The 15,525-nt window shown below is 70.1% G+C and carries 7 protein-coding genes; 2 read left to right on the top strand and 5 right to left on the bottom strand.

Going from position 1 to position 15,525, the window contains the following annotated elements:
• Positions 1-307 precede the first annotated feature (307 nt).
• From WME96_RS25355 to WME96_RS25335, 5 genes are all read right to left on the bottom strand, one after another.
• Positions 308-2,404 (bottom strand): HlyD family secretion protein, encoded by a 2,097-nt coding sequence (locus WME96_RS25355; RefSeq protein ID WP_437284169.1) that lies wholly within the window; start codon positions 2,402-2,404, stop codon positions 308-310.
• A gap of 262 nt (positions 2,405-2,666) precedes the next feature.
• Complete coding sequence (locus WME96_RS25350; protein WP_437284168.1) at positions 2,667-3,350, bottom strand: DUF4956 domain-containing protein; 684 nt, start codon at positions 3,348-3,350, stop codon at positions 2,667-2,669.
• 44 nt (positions 3,351-3,394) lie between these two features.
• Positions 3,395-5,026, bottom strand: coding sequence for a CotH kinase family protein (locus WME96_RS25345; RefSeq protein ID WP_437284167.1), 1,632 nt, complete (start codon positions 5,024-5,026; stop codon positions 3,395-3,397).
• Positions 5,027-5,985: 959 nt separating this feature from the next.
• On the bottom strand, positions 5,986-8,352 hold the full coding sequence (locus WME96_RS25340) for a trypsin-like serine peptidase (protein WP_437284166.1): 2,367 nt from the start codon (positions 8,350-8,352) through the stop codon (positions 5,986-5,988).
• 322 nt (positions 8,353-8,674) lie between these two features.
• Positions 8,675-9,103, bottom strand: coding sequence for a hypothetical protein (locus tag WME96_RS25335; protein WP_437284165.1), 429 nt, complete (start codon positions 9,101-9,103; stop codon positions 8,675-8,677).
• A gap of 651 nt (positions 9,104-9,754) precedes the next feature.
• On the opposite strand from WME96_RS25335, the gene WME96_RS25330 reads away from it, so the two are divergent.
• Together WME96_RS25330 and WME96_RS25325 are read left to right on the top strand one after the other, a co-directional pair.
• The gene (locus WME96_RS25330) at positions 9,755-13,603 is read left to right on the top strand and encodes a C-type lectin domain-containing protein (protein WP_437284164.1); all 3,849 of its coding nucleotides are present in this window, start codon (positions 9,755-9,757) and stop codon (positions 13,601-13,603) included.
• Positions 13,549-15,513, top strand: coding sequence for a HEAT repeat domain-containing protein (locus WME96_RS25325; RefSeq protein ID WP_437284163.1), 1,965 nt, complete (start codon positions 13,549-13,551; stop codon positions 15,511-15,513). The genes WME96_RS25330 and WME96_RS25325 overlap by 55 nt, the downstream gene beginning before the upstream one ends.
• Positions 15,514-15,525: the final 12 nt, after the last annotated feature.

Raw genomic sequence — 15,525 nt, 5'->3', positions numbered from 1 at the left:
CGCAAACATTCACAAACAACCAGTTGTGCAACGCAAACAATGGACGTCGGCTCAGCCACCTGGGAGGCCCACTGCCGGTGCAGCCGATCAAGTACGTTGAAGAGTTGCAACTCCGGTGTTCTTCGAGGACGAGCGGGGGGCGCACCGCCGCGCGCGCGCGTCGTGCGCGCGGCTGACGTTCGACCTGGACACCGGGACGTGCGGTGGCGTGACCGCAGCGCTGACGCTGCAGGGAGAGCGATCGCCGCGGATCGGCGGACGGGGCGGGGGAGGCGAGGCCGGGCGAGGCGAGGAGGGCGCTGGGCGGTCACCACGAGAGCTCCTGGAACGACGGGACGCCGCTGCCGGCGTCGAAGACGACCATCAGCTTGCCCGGGGACAGCGAGGGGGCGATGCCCTCGGGCTTCAGCCCCGGGAAGCGTTGCACGAGGCGCGGGGCGAGCGCGCCGGCCTGCGGGCCGTCGACGCGCCACAGCGCGCCCGCGTCGCCGTCCGCCGTGGAGGGCGTGGACGCGATCGCGAGCGAGCCGTCCGGCAGGAACAGCAGATCGGAGATGCCGCCCGGCGCGGCGCGGCCGGCGAGATCCACGTCGACGCGCGCGCGCGCCCAGGGCGAGAAGCCGGCGTCCTCGAGGGGCCTCGGGTCCACCGGGAGCTTGCTTCCCTCGCCCTTGCCGGCCTTGCCCGCCGCGGGTCGCCCCGCCGGGAAGAGCGCGCCCGGCGAGGCGATCCGCCAGATCATCGCGTTGCCCTGCGCGTCGAGCGGGGCCTTCAGCCCGAGGTAGAGCGCGCCCTTGTGGAAGGCCAGGCCCTCGATGTCGAGCTCCCGCGTCCCGTGGGGGAGGCCGAGCGCCGCGGCGCGCTCGGGGCTCGCGTCGAGCATCTCGGCGAGGTGGATCTCGCCGTCGACGCGGAAGCCCGGGCCGTCGCTGCGCAGGCGGAGGAGCGCCGTGCGGCCCGGCTTGCGCCGCCCCTTCCTGTTGTGGCTCTGCGATGAGAGCAGGTAGATCTCGCCCCCGTCGCCTGCGGCGATCCCCTCCACGTCGACGAGCTCGTCGACGCCCTCCACGGCGATCGGCTCCGGGTGGACGTCGCCGGTCGCGGACATCGCGAAGAGCCACGGCGCGCCCTGGCCGTCCTCGCCGTCGTGGCCGGTGTCGTCGCTGACGATCAGGTAACGCGCCTCGCCCGGGCGGGCGAGGATCCCCGAAGGCTCGAGCCGCGATCGCCGCGAGAGCGCCGGCGGCACCCTCATGGCGAGGGCGCGCGCGGTCGCGGCGGGCGGGGGCGCGGTCGCGGCCGATGAGGCGGCGGGTGGCGGCGGCGCGGGGGCCTGCGCGCCGCGGGCCGGCGTGAACACAACATCGAACGCCTGGCCGGCGAGGAGGTTCATGGGGTGGTCCAGCGCGACGGTGACCTCGCGCCCCCACATGGGCTGCCGCGGCGACGTCCAGCAGCGCAGGGGCAGCTCGGCCACGAGCGGGCCCAGCGCGACGATCGTGCCGGGGAGCGCCTCGCTGCGCTGGCCGCGGATCCAGAGCCGGGCGGCGTCCCCTTCGGCGAGGCCGAGCGCGAAGCGCTCCGGGACGCAGGCGACCACGTTGCCGCGCGGGCTGACCACGCGCACCACCGGCTCGCCGGGCGCGGCCACGTCGCCGACCTGCTTGTCGACGCCCGCGACGCGCCCGCCGTGGGTGGCGCGGAGCGCGTAGCCGGCCCGGCGCTGCTCGAGCAGCTCGACGTTGCGCCGGGCCACGAGCAGGTCGGCCTCCAGCTTGGCCGCGGTCGCCGACGGCTGTCCCTTCAGCGCTTGCAGGCGCCGCTCCGCGGCCTGGATCTGCCGCGACAGGAGGCCGATCGTGCGGGGCTTCTCGGCGGCGACGGCCGCGGCGGCGGCCTGCTGCACGCTGAGCTTGGACAGGTCGTCGAGGACGGCCATCCGGTCCTCGACGAGCCGCTTGACCCTGGAGACCTCGTCGTCGAGCACCCTGGCCTCGGCGCTGACCTGGCGCTGCTCCTCGCGCTGCCGCGCGAGCTCGCGCTGCAGCTCCTCGACGCTCATGTCGAGCTCCTGCGCGAGGAGGCTCTGCTCGGCCCGCCCCTCGGCCTCGAGCTGCGCCGCCTCCGCCTGGGCGACGGCGATCTCGGCGTCGATCGCGGAGGTGTCCAGCAGGGCCACGATCTGCCCCGGGGCCACCTCGTCGTCGAGGCTGACGTGGATCGCCGCCACCCGCGCGATCTCGGTCGGGGCGATCGCCTGGATCACCGGTTGCTGGAACCCGACGATGGGTCCGCGCTCGCCGTCGCCGAAGTGGAGGTACGCGGTGAGGCCGAGGGTGGCGACCAGGCAGATCCATGGGGCGGCGTCCTGGAGCGTCGCGCGGAGTCGGTGGGGGAACATCATCGGAGATCCTCGCGCGCTGGACAGCGCAGTGAATCAATGGAGCGCCACGGGCTGGTGCCGCGTCGCCACGCTCGTTCCTTGTGTCATGAGAGAAGGAACCACAGAGGCACAGAGGGCACAGAGGGGAGAGAGGGAGAGAGGAGATAAACAATCTTTTCTCTTCTCTGCTCTCTGCTCTGTGCCCTCTGTGCCTCTGTGGTTTTTATTCTCCCATCACGGAGCCAGGAGCACGCCTGACAGACAGGGGCCTGATGCCCCAGGATCAGAGATCCAGCGTCGGCTCCTGCAGCAACAGGGAGACGTCGCTCACCCCCGGGAGGGCCTGGAGGCTGGTGACGAGCGGCGTGCGAAGGTCGGCGGCGAGGACGCTGATCTGGTAGGCGTGCTCCATCACCGTCCCCTGCGCCGCCTCGCGCAGCGTCACCAGCGAGAAGGTGCGGCAGTGCGCGCGGAGGATCCTCGTGATGGCGTCCTCCAGCCCCGGTCCCGAGGGCGCGACGAAGCGCAGGAGTCCATCCGGCTGTCGGCGCGCGCCGTAGCCCGTGACGTGGAGGAGCACGGCCCCGCCCCCGAAGATCAACGTCCCCGCGATGGCGGTGCCGTAGGACTGGAGGCCGCACGCCATCCCCACGCCGAGCGCCGCGAACACGAAGATGATGTCGCGCGGGTCGCGCATCGTCGTGCGGAAGCGGACCACGCTCAGGCCGCCCGCGACGCCGATGCCCGCGGCGATGTTGGTGCCGACGGCGAGCATCAGCATGCACGTGATGACGCTGCCCATGGCCATCCCGTGCACGACCGTCCGCGCGTACGACAGGCCGCGGAAGGTGACCATGTACACGCCGGCGATGGTCTGGCCCAGCCCGAAGGCGAGCAGGAGGGCCACCACGGCCTTGCGCCACTCGAAGGCGCTCCCGGTGATGACAGGCTCGAACAGATCGAACATGGTGGCTCTCCGCGCGGCGCCCGCCGGTCAGCGATCCCTGTGCGTCACTGCCCGAGGAACGTGGTCACGTCCTGCTGGCGCGCGCTCGCGTGGGCGATCAGCGCGTCGAGGGCCTCGTTGAACGAGGCCTCCGATTCCACGAAGGTGTGCCCCTCGATCTCGCCCTCCGGGCCGACGACGTACGGCGCGATCAGCGCGTGCGCCTCGCGGAAGCGCTGCTCGGCGGCGGCCGGCTCGTACTCGACCTGCACGGTCCGGGCGAGGTAGCCCCGGTACGTCTCGGCGTAGACCGGATCGTCGAGGAGGCGGCGGATCAGCGGCCATTCCTCGGTGATCTCGTCCAGCGCGAGGGACATCCCCGGTCCGCCGAACCCGCCTGTCGAGAACGCGAAGCTGTGATCCCAGGGGATCCACCGGAGCTGGCCGTTGCTCTCGGCGTCCGCGTAAAGGTAGTAGTTGTGCGGCATCCGGCCGTACTGGTCCCAGTCCTGGATCACGGTGTTGACGGCGAGCCAGCGCAGGAAGCCGTCGACGTCGAAATGGGCCTCCAGCCCGGCGCGCCACGCCGCGGCGTCGGTGCGGTCCGCGTGGAGCGCGTCGAAGAGCGCCTGGGCGTCCGAGAAGTCGGCCTCGTCCTCGTTGTTCTCCTTGCCGAGGGTGTCCGACGCCCAGGTGGCCCAGGTGGCGCCGGCGCCGTCGGGCTTGTAGAGGTTGCCCTCGTCGTCGCCGAACTGGGTCCTCAGGAACACCTTGTCCGAGGGGAGCTCGACCCCGGTGTACAGCCCGAAGTAGGTGGGCCCGTCCCCGTGATCGACGAAGACGCGGTAGAAGGCGGTCGCGGGCACGGGGACGCCGGCCTTGCCGAAGATCTCGGTGGCGATCTTCTCGCGAAGGAGCGACTGGTCCGCCGTGCCGTTGGACAGGCTCAGGTTCTTGAAGCCGTGGAACCGCTGATCCTTGATCTCCGGATACTCGTCCTCGAACCTGTCGAACGAGAGGCGGAGCGGGAGCTTCGAGATGCCCTGCGACCAGGCCATGGCAAGGCTCGAGTTGCCCTTGAAGCGGATGCCGACGTGACGCCACGCCCCGCCCTCGGTCGCGACGTCGCACTCGACGTAAACGGGCGTGCCGTCGATCAGATCGACGTCGTCGCCGCCTGGCCCGCCCGGGCCGCCGCTCGGTATGCAGAACAGGCGGCCGTCGCTGAACTCGGCGCACGTCCCCGCGAGCTCGTCGCCGAAGAGCTGCGCGGTGCAGGCGTCGTCGACCGCGAGACCCTCGCACGCGGCGAAGAGCTCCTCCGGCGGGCCGGCGTCGGGTCCGCCCGGCTCGCCGGGACCGCCGGGGCCGCCGGGGCCGCCCTCGCCGAACGGGCCCACCAGCTCGGTCATGTCGTCGAGCAAGGCCTGCCAGTTCTCCGGCGTGATGGTGATGTCGAGGCGCGGCACGCGGTCCTGCGGGAACGCAGCGCCGTAGTCGGGCTCCTCCTTGGCGTCGTCGCCGCCGGTGCCGTCTCCCCCCGTGCCCTGTCCTCCCGTGCCTCCCCCGGGCGTGCCCGTGCCGGCGGTCGCGCCCGCGCTCGCGTCGTTGTCGGGGGCGGATTCACCGCAGCCCTGAAGCGCCGCGGTGGCCAGCACAAGGGCCGCCGCCGCGGTTGTAAGGAATCCAGTCTCCATGGAGTCACTCCCGTGCACGCGTGGTCCGCGGAGATGCTGCGGCGGAATCGTGTCACGCGGATGAAGGAATTGTTTCCATGTGTGAAGACGCCTCGACGGACCCGCCCGAGGCCGCCAGGGCGGGCCCGCCCATCTCCGCGCCGTCGTGCCCGACGTGCTTGACGCAGCCGAAGCTGCGCCGCTGGGCGGCTGGAAATGCTCCGCGACGATGTTGAAGAAGTTATCGAACAGTCCACGAGGACAAGATGCGACGATCCCGTCGGAGCGCTGGGTGGGGCCAAGCACCCGACGGCCGGTCGTCCCTCAGGGCGCGCAACGTATCTGAGGGGGCAGGCTCTTGAGCAGCAAGCACTCCCGACCTCCGCACTCGATGGCGCAAGCCGCCTCCATCGTGGTGCACACCGTGCCCCCGCAGCGCTTGAGCTCCCAGCATTCGCTCCCCGCGGGACAGAGGCCATGTTCACCACAGCGCGCGAGCGCACCACAGCGCGGCGCGGCCGCCTGCTGAACGCTGGCAGCCGGCGCGGCCGGGCTGTCCGCGGGCTGACGTTCGGTGCTCGGCGGCTGTGGATGGGGCTCTTGAGCTGGCGCGCCGGCGTCTTCCGCCGGAGCGCGGGTGTCTTCGGCCGGAGCGCTGGCCTGCGAGGCAAGCGGTGAGCTGCGCGGCTCCTCGCGTTCGGTCCCCGCCCCCCCGGCGCGGCTCGAGCTGGCGCACGCCGAGCCGGCGACCGTGACCCCGAGGAGAAACAGCAAGGCGGCCTGCCAGCGCGGGCCGCGGCGGTGACCTGCTGCGGAGCGCGCGCCGCGGGGCGCCCGCGGCTTCGGTCCATGCATCAGTGTTCGCATTGTCTGCATACCTGCGGTTACGCGGGCGCTCGCGCCGCCGTCGAGGCGGCGCGGGCGTCAGCACCTTTCGAAGCCAGCCTACCCGCGTCTCGGCGTGCTCGCCACAGCCTCGTTCACTGGTCGACGAGCCCTATCGTTGCGACGCAAGGGGTGTCGACGGCGCAGCCGCCGCGGAGCTCGTACGAGCCCTCGTGGCCGACCGGAACCGTGTACGTCAGGCTCGAGTACAGGGCGCCGCCGAGGGTTCCGCAGTTGTTGTCATTGCTGCTCACCTCCGCCGAGCTCGGTCCGAACAGGCGCACGTACGTATCTCCGAGCCCCGTGCCGCCGGGCACGCTCGGGCACGTGCCGAGCTGTACAGTCTGGCCCGCGCGCAGGAACAGGCGCTCGTTGACGGTGTTCTGCGTCGCGTTCGCCGTCGTCGATGCGATGTACGAGAACGTCCCGGCGCCCGTCCTCATCGCCGCCGCACGCATGACCTGGACCACCGGCGTCCCGGTGCACGAGCCGCTGCCGAAGCAGCCCGAGCGCAGCTGGTGCGTGCCGGCCGTCGTCGCTCGGTAAGTGAGCAGCGAGCCGCGGCCATTGCACGCGTCGTCGTTCGAGGCCACCTCGGTCGCCCCCGAGAACAGCCGGATGAACGTGTCTCCCGTGAACGAGGCCCCCATCATGCCGCAGGTGCCGACGGTGATCTGGTCCCCGACGCCGAGCTGCACGTCTTGATTCGCCGTATTGATGGTCGCCGTGCTCGTGTTCGTCGCCGAGTAGGCGGAGTTGACGCGGCCGACCGTGTACGACACGGTCCCGCTGCACGCGGTGTTCGAGGAGCAGCCGGCCCTCAGCGTGAGCGGCCCCGTGGCCGTGGCGGTGTACGTCAGCTGCGATCCGGTGCCGCCGCAGGCATCGTTGTTCGACGCGACGAGCGTGGCGCCCGAAAGGAGCCGCAGGTAGGTGTTCCCGGAGAAGCGGGCGCGCTCGAGCGGCGCCGGCGGGACCGGCGTGACGCTCGACGGCGAGCAGGTCCCCGCCGTGATGACGCTCCCCTGCTCCACGTTGATCACCACGTCCCGGGTGTTCACCGTCGCATTGTTCGTCGAGCTCGCGCTGTACGAGAACGAGCCCCCGCTCGGCCCGCTCACCGTATAAGCCACCGTCCCCGAGCACGCCCCGGTCGAGAAACAGCCGGCCTGGATCTCGTACATACCTGCAAAGAACGCCGGCGCGGTGAACGTCGCGTGGGACAGCCCTCCACAGGATCCGCCGCCGTCGTCGCTGGACGCGACCGTCGCTCCGGACGGCGAGACCAGGCGCAGGTAGGTATCACCGGTGCCGGAGCCGCCTGGCGTGCCGCAGGTGCCGAAATCGATGGTCGCCCCCGGCTCCAGGAACACGTAATGCTCGATCGTGTTCTGCGTGGCGCTGGCGGTGTTGCTGGCGGAGAAGGCGAACGTGTTCCGTTGCGCACCGCAGAGGCGGGCGTTCGTCGGGTTCGCGGCGCAGAACACGTCGAGCGCCGGACCGATGTAGGCTACGCTCTCAGCGTGAGGGGGCGATCCGGGGCCGCTGGCGCAGCCGCTCTCCGGACACACGCTTGCGACCTGGCAGCCGGCCGGGACGCTGCCCGCGGGCCCGGGGACCCAGTCTGTTTGACCGCCGCTGAGGACCCCTGAGAGCTGGTAAGTACCCACCTCATAGATACCCCCTCCGGAGTTGCCCCTGAAGGTGTCCAGGCTCCCGGTGAAGAACGCCGTGCCCGTGCTCGGATCGAGGACGTGGCCGCCCGAATCGATCTTGATCGGGATCCCGTAGGGTAGCCCGACCACGCCCAGGCGGACGCCGTGCGAGAGCGGTGCGCGGTTGACGCGTACGGGCGCCGGGGTGAAGCGCGGGGTGGCGGGCCGATCGAGGCGCACGATGGCGAAGTCGCGGGTCGCATTCTCGACGTCGTGCAGCACGCTGGCGCAGCTGAAGACGTCGTCGGTGGTGACGGTCCGCAGCGTGCCGTCCGGCTCCCGGAGGCGATTGAAGACGAATCGATGGTCGGCGCAGTCGGCCGCGCTGATGCAATGGCCAGCCGTGAGCACGAGATCATCATCGATCAGCGTGCCGGAGCACTTCCCAGGGGCCTGGTCCGTCAAGAATTTCTGGTTCTGGTTGGTGCAGAGGTTGAAAAGCGTCTGCAGGGTCGCCCCGTTGACGGTGACGTTGCTCGGATTGGACGTGTTGAGCGCGCTGGATAGCATCACGCTGACCGTCGACGCCTGCGCCAGGCGACGCAGCGCCGCGTCCGAGTGCTGCCCGACCTCCTTTCGATCGTCGATGCCGTAAACGACCGGCTGCTCGACCTCCGTCACGCTCTCGGTGGCCTCGGTGTCGTCGACGGTGTCCGCGGCGCAGCCTGCCGCAACGACGAGCGATGCCGCGCACAAGATACGTTGAGCCCTCGCAAGGTTCAGCTCGGACCAGTGGGATCTCTTCATCGCGCACTACCTCCTCGGAGCGAGCTTCGCGCCGCCATCTCGGAGGACGAGGATCCGGCAGGGGGCCTCGATATCCGGCGGCATGCTGGCGAGCTCTCGATGCTCGCGATGTCGAGTGGCAATCTTCGGGCCAGACGCTGGAGGGCGTGCTCGGAGGTTCATCGCACGATCGGGCAAGCGACGCAGCGTTCAGGCGCGGCGCCTCACTCCGCGCGCGCGGACCCGTCGAGCCGGGATCGTCACAAGCGGATGTTCAGCCGCGAATCCGTGGACTCGAGCAGCTCTGGCCGATCCGGGCACACCTACCCGTGGCGGAGTCCGATCAATCCGCTGGAACGCAGGAGAGCTCTTCCGTGTCGCAGCGGTACCCGTCCCGGCAGTTGGTATCGGTGAAGCAGAAGTTAAGACAGCGCGCGACGCCGTCCGCAACACCGCACGTGCTATCCGGAGGGCAGACCAGGTCGCCGTCACAATGGTCGGTGGCGCAGTAGCCCCCGGGCCAGGTCGTCAAGCAATACCCCTCCAGGTTGCCGAACGAGGGGCACTGCGCATGATCGGTGCACGGGTCTCCGACCCGTTTCCTCTCCGTACCGCCGCCACCGGCGTCGCCGCCGCCGCCCGAGCCAGCGCTGCCGGATCCGCCCGTGTTCTCGCCGCCCGTCGCCGACGAGCCCGACCCAGCCGTACCGCCCGCGCCGGCGCTCGTCTCATCGTCGCCGCCGCACGCCATCACCACAAGGAGTGAGCACAAGATCGACAAGGCAGAATATAAGTTGCGCATTTTCATCGAGCTCCGGCGCGGAGCCTAGCAGCGCGATATCGGGCCGGTCAAGCGTGCTCGTGCGCTCTTGGCTCGTGTTCCCAGGATGACGGTGTCACCACCGCCACGCCGCTTGGCGTGCCTTCGCATCCATAGGATATCGGCGACGCGTGCCAGGCACTCGTGCCAGGCACGCGTGCCAGCAACACGTGCCAGGCACGCGTGCCTGGCACACGGTGCCTATGTCCCCTCGGTGACACGCACGCATCGGGCCAGCGTCGCTTCCGCGCTCGCGCACGAAGCGCGCTTCAACGTAGGCGGGGCAATCACCGGGCGCAGCTTATCGTCGCTCGCGATCGCAGCCGCGCGGACCGGCATGGCCGTTGCCATCGCCTGCGACACCGTGGTTCGTCGGCGAACGGCGGTGGTGGTCAACCCGTGTCTCCACGAACGACGAGCGTCGTCGCGCGCTCCGCCGCTCGGCGCGCGACGCTCTTCAGGATGTCGGAGGTCCACTCGCAAGATAAAAATTCTCATCGACGGCATAACCAATCGAGCATGGCAGCAAACAGCGCCAACACAACAGAGGGATTCGACATGAATCGCTGGACACGTCGATTCTTATTTTTTAGCTCATTCACCATGGTGGCCTGCGGCTCCGCGGACCATCAGGATCTGCCGAGCACGGGCAGCGCCGAGCAGCCCCTGATCACGCAGTGGTCGGTCCTGACGCCCGTGGGATCGACGCCGCAGAGCACCGTGCTCTCGGCGACCGAGCGCCTGAAGGTGGACGCGCGCGTCCACATCGGCACGACGGGCGAGCTCGAGACCATCGCCAGCTTCGGCAACACGCTCACCGAGATCGGAGCGTCGGTGGTCGCCAACGCCAACCTGTTCAGCAAAGCTCCCCTGAACATCGCCGCTCAGGCCGACGTCGTGGGCTTCGCGCACTCTGCCGGCAGCATCCAGAAAGACGCGAGCGCCGACGTCATCGGCGGCGCCGTGGCCAACACGCCGATCCCGTCGGTCACGACCCGCTGGAGCGTCAACTTCCCTGACGCTCACGCGGGCAACCGCACCGTCAATCTGGACACGACGTTGTCGCTCGACCCTGGGGCTTACGGGAACGTGGACCTGCGCCCGCGCTCGAAGCTGCTATTGCGGACAGGCACCTATTTCTTCGAGTCGTTCACGTCGGAGCCCGACGCGCAGGTCTCGCTGGACGTGAGCGCCGGACCGGTGTTCGTGTACGTGCGCGCGGCGTTCACCCTCAAGGCGCCGTTCGTCGCGGTCGGTGGGGACGCGAGCAAGATCCTCGTGGGTACCCTGGGCAGCGGGACGGTCCTGGTCAATTCACCGCTGCTCGGCACGCTGGTGGCGCCGAACGCCGCCGTGGAGCTGAACCGACCGAGCAACAACCAACCGCATCGGGGCGCGGTGTTCGCGCGCCGCATCGAGGTGTTCTCCGACGTGCCGCTCTTGCACGTTCCATTCACCTGGCCGCAGATCTGCCCGCAGGGCGATTCGGATCTGGATGGCCTGAACGACTGCCAGGAGGCGTGCCCCGACGATCCGGCGAAGGTCTCGCCCGGGCTCTGCGGGTGCGGCAAGCCCGAGACGGACAGCGATGGGGACGGGGCGCCCGATTGCGTGGACGGGTGCGCCGCGGACCCGGTCAACGTGGACCCCGGCACGTGTGGTTGCGCGGGTGAAGCGCAGCCCGGGGCCGCCTGCTCGGATCGCATCTGCGGCGGTGAATTCACGTGCAACGCAGACGGCACGTGCGGCGATCCAGAGGTGTGCTCGCCCGATCCGGGCCACTGTGTCCCGCGCAAGGTCGGAGACACGGTGTACTGGCTGTGCGCCGGAGGTCCGGGGGGTGGCCCGAAGACCCGGGCACAGGCCGATGCCGCGTGCGCCTCGCTGCCGGGCCGCACGCTCGCGCGCATCGACAGCCGCGCCGAAAATGAGCTCGTGGCACGCCTGATCTCCAGCCCTTCCTGGACGGCCGCCAACGAGCTCGCCGTCGACGGCCAGTGGCGCTGGGGCACGGGCGACATGTTCTTCAGCAACGGCGCTGCGGTCGACGGTCGGTACGTCAACTGGCGCAGCGGTGACCCGGTCACCGGGGACGCGGCCCGTTGTGGCGCGATCCTGCCCGGCAGCGGCCAGTGGTTCGACGAGAACTGCAGCCAGCCCCTCGGCTACGTCTGCGAGAACCGAGAGGCAGGGGTCGACCCGGATGCAGGGCCGACCGCGCCGCCGATCACGTGTCAGTCCTACAACCCCAACGATCCCGAGTGCGAGCCCGATCCGGGGCCGCCGTCGGCCGAGTGCGTTCCGTCGAGCACGATGCTGCCGGCGGAGTTCGCCGAGTTTCAGGCCCAGGTCGAGGCGTGTCGGGAGATGTGCACGTCGGACGACGACCCGGACTGCCCCACGGCGTGCGTCGGCGCGGCCACCGTGCCGCCGCCGAGCTCGCGATGCGAGCCGATGGCGCTCGACCATTGTCAGCTCGTCGACATCACGAACGAATGTGTGTCCAACTCGGACTGCACCGACGGGCGGATCTGCGGAACCGCCTTCAGCTGCAACATCTGCGCGAGCCGGGACGCGAGCGGCAACTGCGTCAGCGATTGCGAGGAGGGACAGTCGCCCGTCGCGGAGCTCCGTTGCGGCCGGCCAGAGCCCGACTGCGATCTGACCCAGGATCCCGATGAGCGGTGCGAGCAGGTCGAGCTCTGCCCGGAGCCCGGGGCGATCGGCACGTCGAGCCCGTACGTCAGCCCCGCGACGGACCTGACGCTCGAGCCGTTCGACCCGTCCGTCTTCGGGACGCCACCCGCGCCGGCGACGGCGTACCCCGCGGACCCGGCGTGCGCTGCGCCGCCCTGCGCCGCCGGGCCGTCTCACCCCTGGTGCACGTACGAGGTCGCGGATACCACGCAGGAAAAGCTGCCCGACGCGCCCCCCAAGCACGGGCGCAGCGGCGAGGGCAGCATGGTCACCTTCGACTTCGACCCGAACCTCACCCTGCGCTTCGACGCGACGCCGCTCGCCCTCGGCGAGGCGCGCCTGGACCTGGAAGCGTCGGCAGCCTTCCGGGCCGCCGCCTCGTTCGACCTGCCGGGCATCCCGCACGGCACGCTCGAGCTCATCGACGCCCTGGCGTCGGCGAGGGCCGAGCGCTGCCGGATCTGGACGTCGGACAGCAAGCTCGAGGTCTTCGGCGTCGACTATCTGCCCTCGCTGGTCCCGGGCCTGCTGTACGACAGCGCGGTCGAGGAGCCGGATTTCTACAGTGAATGCACGGAGGCGCTGGATCTGTACGAAAAGACCGTCAGTCGCGCCAAGAAGGCGATGAAGGACGCGCAGGAGCTGGTGCGCCAGTACAACCAGCTCAAGGCCAACGGCTTCCGCTTCGACCCCGCGCTGTGCCAGCAGATCGCCTCGGATCCCCCCTTCGGCTTCCCTCCTGGCGACTGCTCTACCGACTCGGTCGAGGAGACGATCAACCGCTTCATCCGTTACTACTACGAGCGTGTTGACTCGCTGATCCAGGAGCAGCGAGCGCTCGCGACGAAGGTCCTGCACGGCGAGCACTCTCTCACGCTGAACGGCCCGCAGAGGACGCACAACGTGCAGCTCTTCACGGCCAACTTCGCCATCGGCCCCATCCCCATGAACCTCGAAGTCGATGCCACCGCCGGGTATGGCCTGACTGGCAACATCGATTTCGAGCTCAACCCGAGCACGTTCCTGGGGACAGGCAGCGAAGAGAAGATCGCGAACGTGAGGGCGAACGCAGAGCCCTACGCCTTCGCGGGCGTGGGTCTGTTCGTGGGCGTCGGCTTCGACGCGGGCCCGCTGGCGCTCAAGGCCGGCGTGCGGGGCGATCTCAAGCTCGGGCGCATCGACATACCGTTCAGGGCCGGCGCCGGCATCCGGGCGAAGATGGAGGACGACCCGCGGCCGCTGCCCGTGGACCTGCAGGAGATCTCCGGAGGTCTGCTGCGCGTTCAGCCGAAGCAATACAAGTTCAGCCTGGCCTACGAGTACGGAGCGGACGTCAGGCTGACCGAGATCCTGAAAGGGACGATCTACGGACAGGTCAAGGTGTCGTTCCTCTTCTTCAGCAAGGTGTGGAAGAAGACGCTGCTGCATTACCCCGGCTTCTCCGCGCAGAGCTTCCGCCTGTTCGGCGGTGAGGGGGAGGACGCCCTGGGCGCCTTGCCCTGGGCGACGGTCCAGATGCCGCTCCCGTTCGTGGACATCCAGCTTCTTCCGGACGCCCCCCCGGCCCCGAACGCGCCCGTGGCGCCGTTCGACGGCTCGCAGGTCGAGGAGCTATTCTACGACTCTCTCTGCACCTGCCGGGAGCAAGGCGAGCCCTGCTACCGCCCCGCCGACTGCTGCGTGACGGATCCCGGCTATACGTGCCTCATGGTCCCCGGCAACGATGTTGGTACCTGCGGGCCCATCATCAACTGACGTGTAACACCACGGAGTCTACAATGCGCCCTTCCGATTCCAAAGTCATGAGTCGGATCGGCCGCGCAACGAGGAGGGCGGCCCTCGCGGCCGCCCTCTCGGCGCCGGTCCTGATCTGCATCCCTGCCTGCTCCAAGGCGCCCATGGCGGAGAGCTCGAGCGGGCACGTTGGCTCCGCCGAGGTACGCTGGCGAGCCTCCTCGCGCTATCTCTACAAGCTGCACATGAGCAGCAACGCGACGCTGGCGCAGAACGCGCAGCCCGTGGACTTCGAGCTCGACGGGGTGCTCGAGGTCCAGGCTCGGCCCGGCGACGGCGCGACCTCGCTGCTCGTCAACCTGAGAGAGGTCACGTTGAAGGCGCAGAACCGGACGGCGGCTCCGGATCCTGGGGCCATGGCCCGTGGCCTGGAGGGCACATGGGGGTTCGAGCTGAAGAACGGTCGCGCGGAGCAGGTCCGAGCTCCCGCGGGGACCTCGGGGTTTCGCGCCAACGTGCTGCGCAGCATCGCGGCTGCGCTGCAGCACCCGACCGCCGAGCGCAGCGGCGTGGCGGTCGAGGAAGTCGACGCGACCGGCACGTACACGGCGCGGTACGATGAGATCGCGCCGGGCCGGTTCGTGAAGACCAAGCTCTCCTACGCCGCGGCGCGGTTGCCGCTCGGCGCGGTGTCCCCGACCCCGGTGGACCTGACGCCGACGATCAAGGCCTTCAATGGCGAGCTGCGCGTGGACGACGGCAGCCTGTCGTGGGTCGAGCTGGACGAGACGGTCGAGGTCACGCCAGCGCTGGCGACCGCGGTCCAGGGCCGGAATCGGCTCCTGCTCGAGCTCGTGCGGGTCGAGAGCGCTCCTGCTCCCGACTGGGAGGCGTTCCTTGCCAGCCATGCGGTGCTGCCTGCGGAGGGGCCGAAGCTGGCCAGGACGCCGCACAGCCCGTTCGACGCCGCGCGCGCCGGTGACGCGAGCTACGAAGCCCTGCTGGCTCGGCTCGAGCAGACCAGCGGAGCGTTGAAGGAGGCGAAGGAGCGCGACCCGGACGCCGCTCCGGACCACGAGCTGGTGAAGGCACAAACCGAGACGGTGCGCGCGCTCGGCGCGCGGCTCCGGCTCGAGCCAGGGCACATCGCGCACGCGACGAGCCTGGCCCGCAAGGGCGGCGCCGCTTCGGTCGGCTTGCTCGACGCGCTGGGCATCGCCGGGACGACCGAGGCGCAGGCGGCGCTCGTCGCCCTGGCGAACGACAAGCAGCTCGGCGAACGCCAGCGTTCGGCGGCTGCCTACAGCCTGATCGCCACGCAATGGCCTGACCCGGGGTCGGTCGACGCGCTGATCGGCTGGCTCGATCATGACACCCTGAGCGAGTACGCGCTCTACGGACTTGGCACGTTCTCGCGGCACCTGCGCGCGGCAGGGCAGCTCGAACCGGCGAAGCGCGCGGCCGAAGCGCTGCTCGCGGAGCTGCCGAGATCGCAGCACACCAGGCGCGTCCACGTGCTCCGCGGGATCGCCAACTCGGGTTACCCTGGCGCGTTCGAGGCCGTGCGGCCCCTGCTGAACGACAAGGACGAGTCGGTCCGAGCGGCTGCCATCGAGTCGATCCGACTGATGGACCGTCCCGAGGTGGACGGCATCCTGGTGGAGCAGATCGAGGCCGAGGGCTCGCTGAACCTGCGGCTCGCCGCGCTGAACGCCGCCTCGGTGCGCAGCCCGTCGGACGCCCTGGTCCGGGGGGTGTCGGAGCTCGCGACGGGCGCTCCCGAAGCGCAGAGCCGACTCAAGGCCGTCCAGCTCCTGGAGCGCTGGCTCCGCGCGCGTCCCGACGTGCGCCCCACGCTGCAACAGGTGGCGGACAACGAGAACGAACGCGAGGGCGTCCGGCGTGCGGCTCAGGCCGCGCTCGCGGGCTGACGGGAGATCGAC

Origin of the sequence: Sorangium sp. So ce406 (assembly GCF_051474675.1) — a bacterium.
Taxonomy (GTDB): Bacteria; Myxococcota_A; Polyangia; order Polyangiales; family Polyangiaceae; genus Sorangium; species Sorangium cellulosum_G.
This window is presented reverse-complemented; position numbering and strand designations above follow the sequence as displayed.

Coding starts and splice junctions, on each gene's coding strand:
- WME96_RS25340 (WP_437284166.1), bottom strand. CDS start 8,352: ATGAAGAGATCCCACTGGTCCGAGCTGAACCTTGCGAGGGCTCAACGT.
- WME96_RS25330 (WP_437284164.1), top strand. CDS start 9,755: ATGGTGGCCTGCGGCTCCGCGGACCATCAGGATCTGCCGAGCACGGGC.
- WME96_RS25350 (WP_437284168.1), bottom strand. CDS start 3,350: ATGTTCGATCTGTTCGAGCCTGTCATCACCGGGAGCGCCTTCGAGTGG.
- WME96_RS25355 (WP_437284169.1), bottom strand. CDS start 2,404: ATGATGTTCCCCCACCGACTCCGCGCGACGCTCCAGGACGCCGCCCCA.
- WME96_RS25345 (WP_437284167.1), bottom strand. CDS start 5,026: ATGGAGACTGGATTCCTTACAACCGCGGCGGCGGCCCTTGTGCTGGCC.